The organism is Holdemanella sp., assembly GCF_056804935.1.
This window is the reverse complement of sequence record NZ_DBMEXE010000165.1, coordinates 1-3658: the sequence shown is the minus strand read 5'-3', so window position 1 is coordinate 3658 and position 3658 is coordinate 1. Positions and strand designations below refer to the sequence as shown.

The 3658-nt window shown below is 33.5% G+C and carries 3 protein-coding genes; all 3 read left to right on the top strand.

Features of this window, described 5'->3' with window-relative positions; all coding sequences use genetic code 11:
- The first annotated feature begins 299 nt into the window (after positions 1 to 299).
- Positions 300 to 620, top strand: coding sequence for a PTS sugar transporter subunit IIA (locus ACZQCL_RS07460; protein ID WP_117925787.1), 321 nt, complete (start codon positions 300 to 302; stop codon positions 618 to 620).
- A complete protein-coding gene (locus ACZQCL_RS07455; RefSeq protein ID WP_329970168.1) occupies positions 620 to 2284 on the top strand; it encodes a PTS transporter subunit EIIC in 1665 nt (554 codons plus the stop codon). Before ACZQCL_RS07460 ends, ACZQCL_RS07455 begins: the two co-directional genes overlap by 1 nt.
- Before the next feature lie 4 nt (positions 2285 to 2288).
- A partial coding sequence (gene lacG, locus ACZQCL_RS07450; RefSeq protein ID WP_482482533.1) for a 6-phospho-beta-galactosidase occupies positions 2289 to 3658 on the top strand: 1370 nt, incomplete at its 3' end.

The window sequence follows — 3658 nt, the reverse complement described above, 5'->3', positions numbered from 1 at the left end:
TCTTGAATGGTAATGATTCCATTTTGATTTACTTTATGTGCAATTTTTACTAAACGTTCTTTTTTTAACATATTGACATCCTCTTCTATTTATAAAAGATATCATTCATATATTATTTAGTCAACACAAAACAAACAAAAGCAAACACTTTTTATTAAAATATCGCTTAATTGTTACATAAATGTTTTAAAATGTTTGAAAAAGCGTTAAAAAGTGTTTGAATGTGATGACAAATGATTGGAAAACGCTTACACTAATGGTGTAAACGATAAGGCCACATCGTAAAAGGAGAAAAGAAAATGACTAAAGATGAGTTAAGTATGGTTGGATTTGAAATAGTTGCATATTCAGGAGATGCAAGAAGTACATTGTTATCATTGTTGAAAGAAATGCGTGCGGGTAATTTTGAACACGTTGAGGAGAAATTAAAAGAAGCCGATGAAAATATTAATTTGGCACATCAGTCTCAAACAAAGATCTTACAACAAGAGGCTAGAGGAGAAGACATGGAAATGGGATTCATTTTCATTCATGGTCAAGATCATTTGATGACAACGATTTTATTGCGTGATATTGTAGATGATTTTATTAATTTATATGAAGAAAGAGGAAACAAATAATGTTAAACGGGGTTATTAAGCAAATTGAAAAAGGAAAACCTTTCTTTGATAAGATTGCGCAAAATATTTATTTAGGAGCTGTTCGTGATGGTTTCTTAACTGCAATGCCAGCCATTCTATTTTCAAGTGTATTTATTCTAGCTGCATCGATTCCAGAAATCTTTGGAATTGTATTACCAGCTACAGTATCTGACTGGTTATGGAAAGTATATAACTATTCAATGGGTGTTGTTGGTTTGTTGGTTGCGGCTACTACAGCTCGTTGTTTAGCTGAAAGTATGAATCGTAGAATGCCTAAAAACAAAGTCATTAATACAACAAGTGTTATGTTGGCAAGTATTGTTGGATTTATGTTGTTAGCTGTTTCAAATGTAGATGGCGGTATCTCAACTACATATTTAGGAACAAAAGGTTTACTAGCATCATTTATTTCTGCATTCATTACAGTAAATATGTATAAATTCTGTGTTATTAAAGATGTTACAATTCACATGCCAAAAGAAGTGCCGGGAACTATTTCTCAAATGTTTAGAGATGTATTCCCATTCTCATTCTCAGTTTTAGTATGTGTATTGATTGATGTGGCATGTAGAACTGCATTTAATTATACTTTTGCCGAAGCTATTATCACATTGCTTCAACCATTATTTACAGCTGCCGATGGATATTTAGGAATCTGTATTATTTGGGGTGCTATGGCATTGTTCTGGTTTGTAGGTGTACACGGACCAAGTATTGTAGAACCAGCTATTGCAGCTATTATTTATGCCAATGTAGATGCGAACTTAGCACTATTCAAAGCAGGTGAACAAGCCTCTAACGTATTAACTGTAGGACTTGGAAACTTCGTAGGAACAATGGGAGGAACTGGAGCTACCCTTGTAGTACCATTCTTATTCATGTTGTTCGCAAAATCAAAACAATTAAAAGCTGTTGGTAAGACAACATTTGTTCCAGTATGTTTTGCAGTAAATGAACCATTGTTATTCGCTACACCAATTGTATTGAATCCATATTTCTTCATTCCATTCTTGATTACTCCAATGATCAACGTATCATTGTTCAAATTCTTTGTGGACGTATTAAAAATGAATTCATTTATCTACGTATTACCATGGGCGACACCAGCTCCAATTGGATTGATCTTAGGTACAGGAATTAGTTTATTAGCTGTTGTATTAGCTGTTGTATTAATTGTTGTAGACGGAATTGTTTACTTGCCATTTATTAAGGCGTATGATGCAACTTTATTAGAAGAAGAAAAAGAAAAAGAAGCATTAGATGCTTTAGAAGAACAAGTTGAAAAAGAAGAAGCTAAAGAAGTTCAACCTTTAAGTTTAAATAAAAATATTAATGTATTAGTATTATGTGTAGGTGCTGGAACATCAGCAATGTTTGCCAATGCCGTTAAAGAAGGAGCAGAAATTGAAAACTTACCAATTGATGCAACCGCAAGTGCATATGGTTCGCATTATGATATTTTGAAAGATTATGACATTGTTGTATTATCACCACAAGTACAATCGCATTTAGAAGAAGTACAACAGGATGCTTCTAAATACGGTACTAAAGTTGTCGCAACAAAAGGTGCACAATATATTAAATTAACTCGTGATCCAAAAGGTGCCGTTGAATTTATTTGTGAACAAGTAAAGGAAGGATAAATGTATGAAATTTTCGGATGATTTTATTTTCGGAGGCGCTACTGCCGCATATCAATGCGAAGGTAGCACTCTAGAATACGGTAAAGGAAAAGTATCTTGGGATGATTTTCTTGCCAAACAAGGACGTTTTAAAGCGGATCCAGCCAGTGATTTCTATCATCAATATGGACAAGATTTAAAACTATGTAACATGTTTGGTGTCAATGGAATTCGTATCTCTATATCTTGGGCTAGAATCTTTCCGGAAGGAACTGGAAGAATCAACCAGGAAGGGGTTGATTTCTATCATAGAGTATTTCAAGAATGTCATAAAAACAATGTAGAGCCATTTGTGACATTGCATCATTTTGATACTCCAGATACACTTTACCAAAAAGGCGATTTTTTGAATCGAGATACAATCAATGCTTTCATAGAATTTTCAAAATATTGTTTTGAAGAATACAAAAACGAAGTAACATACTGGTTTACATTCAATGAAATCTGGGCGGTTGCCACAAACACATATATTGAGGGAACTTTCCCGAATGGCGAAAAATACAATATGACGAAAGCATTCCAGATTATGCACAATATGATGGTGGCGCATGCCTTGGCAGTATTGGAATACAAAAAGGCAGGATATAATGGAAAGATAGGTGTTGTACAGTCTCTAGAATATAAATATCCATTTGATGAAAATAATTTGGATGATATTCAAGCTGCAAAAAATGAGGATGTACTTCAAAATCAATTCTTGTTGGATGCAACATTTAAAGGATATTATTCAACAGAAACCATGGAAATCGTGAATCGTTTAGTTAGTATAAATAATGGTACGTTAGAATTGTTAGATGAAGATTTTGATGTGTTGAAACAAGCTGCATTATTAAATGACTATATGGGTATGAATTATTATCAATCTCGTTTTATTCAACATTATGAAGGGGAAAATGATATTCATCATAATGGAACAGGAGAGAAGGGAACTTCTAGATTCTGTTTAAAAAACGTTGGACGAAGAATGGAAAAGGAAGGCATTCCTCGTACGGACTGGGATTGGTTGATTCATCCAGAAAGTATGTTTGATATGTTGGTGCGTATTCGTCAACAATATCCAAACTATAAAGCAATCTATATCACAGAAAATGGTATGGGATATAAAGATGATTTTGTGGATGGAATCATTGATGATGAACCACGTATTGACTTTATTCGTAGACATTTAGAATTCACATTAAAGGCAATCGAAGCTGGAGTCAATGTAAAAGGCTATTTTGTCTGGTCTTTAATGGATATGTTCTCATGGACAAATGGATATAATAAGCGTTATGGCTTGTTCTATGTAGATTATGAAACACAAAAACGTTATCCAAAGGCAAGTGCATATTGGTA

Bases quoted from the DNA above. Each gene is read 5' to 3' on its own strand.
- ACZQCL_RS07460 (WP_117925787.1), top strand. From the start codon at position 300: ATGACTAAAGATGAGTTAAGTATGGTTGGATTTGAAATAGTTGCATAT.
- ACZQCL_RS07455 (WP_329970168.1), top strand. From the start codon at position 620: ATGTTAAACGGGGTTATTAAGCAAATTGAAAAAGGAAAACCTTTCTTT.